The following is a 330-nucleotide window of genomic DNA, read 5'->3' as shown; positions in this document are numbered from 1 at the left end:
TGACGGCGCTCGCGACCCTGCACGTCAACGGTGTCCCGGTCGACTGGTCGCCGCTGTTCACGGGCGTCCGACCGGCCGAGCTGCCGACCTACGCCTTCCAGCACCAGCGGTACTGGCTGCAAGCAGCAGCGCCCGGCCGTGCGGCGGAACCTGCGGAGGCGGGCGTCTGGAACGGCGTCGAGAGGGGCGCTCTCCCGGCGTTCGCAGCGGAGTTGGGTGTCGATACCGATGCCGCCGCCACCGTGCTGCCCGCGCTGTCGACCTGGCGGGCGCGCGGCCAGGAACGGTCGCTCATCGACGGCTGGCGATACCGCGTCACCTGGAAGCCGG

1 pseudogene is annotated in these 330 nt (G+C 72.7%); it reads left to right on the top strand.

The window, feature by feature from the left end:
• Positions 1-330 (top strand): annotated as a pseudogene (locus tag PUR56_RS15320) (SDR family NAD(P)-dependent oxidoreductase); the annotation flags it as partial.

Origin of the sequence: Streptomyces sp. BE303, from assembly GCF_036290945.1 — a bacterium.
Lineage (GTDB): Bacteria > Actinomycetota > Actinomycetes > Streptomycetales > Streptomycetaceae > Kitasatospora.
Note: the sequence above shows the minus strand (reverse complement) of the source record. Positions and strands in the feature narration are given on the sequence as shown.